Annotated in this window: 1 rRNA gene; it reads right to left on the bottom strand. The window is 57.7% G+C overall.

Annotation, left to right across the window (positions count from 1 at the left end):
- Nucleotides 1-895 (bottom strand): 16S ribosomal RNA (locus HMPREF2734_RS03360); the annotation flags it as partial.

Genomic DNA, 895 nt, shown 5'->3' with positions numbered 1-895 from the left:
TCTGGTGTATGTCAAGCCCAGGTAAGGTTCTTCGCGTTGCATCGAATTAATCCACATGCTCCGCCGCTTGTGCGGGCCCCCGTCAATTCCTTTGAGTTTTAGCCTTGCGGCCGTACTCCCCAGGCGGGGCGCTTAATGCGTTAGCTACGGCACGAACCCCGTGGAAGGGACTCACACCTAGCGCCCACCGTTTACGGCATGGACTACCAGGGTATCTAATCCTGTTCGCTCCCCATGCTTTCGCTCCTCAGCGTCAGTTACTGCCCAGAGACCTGCCTTCGCCATCGGTGTTCCTCCTGATATCTGCGCATTCCACCGCTACACCAGGAATTCCAGTCTCCCCTACAGCACTCAAGTTATGCCCGTATCGCCTGCAGTCCCGCAGTTAAGCTGCGGGCTTACACAAACGACGCGACAAACCACCTACGAGCTCTTTACGCCCAGTAATTCCGGACAACGCTCGCACCCTACGTATTACCGCGGCTGCTGGCACGTAGTTAGCCGGTGCTTCTTCTCTAGGTACCGTCACTTGCGCTTCGTCCCTAGCGAAAGGAGTTTACAACCCGAAGGCCGTCATCCCCCACGCGGCGTCGCTGCATCAGGCTTGCGCCCATTGTGCAATATTCCCCACTGCTGCCTCCCGTAGGAGTCTGGGCCGTATCTCAGTCCCAATGTGGCCGTACACCCTCTCAGGCCGGCTACCCGTCGACGCCTTGGTAGGCCATTACCCCACCAACAAGCTGATAGGCCGCGAGCTCATCCCACACCGAAAAAACTTTCCACCACAACCTCCAAGAAGTGGTCCTATCCGGTATTAGACCCAGTTTCCCAGGCTTATCCCGAAGTGCGGGGCAGATCACCCACGTGTTACTCACCCGTTCGCCACTCGAGTACC

It is taken from the genome of Corynebacterium sp. HMSC055D05 (genome assembly GCF_001810365.1).
In the GTDB taxonomy this organism is placed as follows: Bacteria; Actinomycetota; Actinomycetes; order Mycobacteriales; family Mycobacteriaceae; genus Corynebacterium; species Corynebacterium coyleae.
This window is presented reverse-complemented; position numbering and strand designations above follow the sequence as displayed.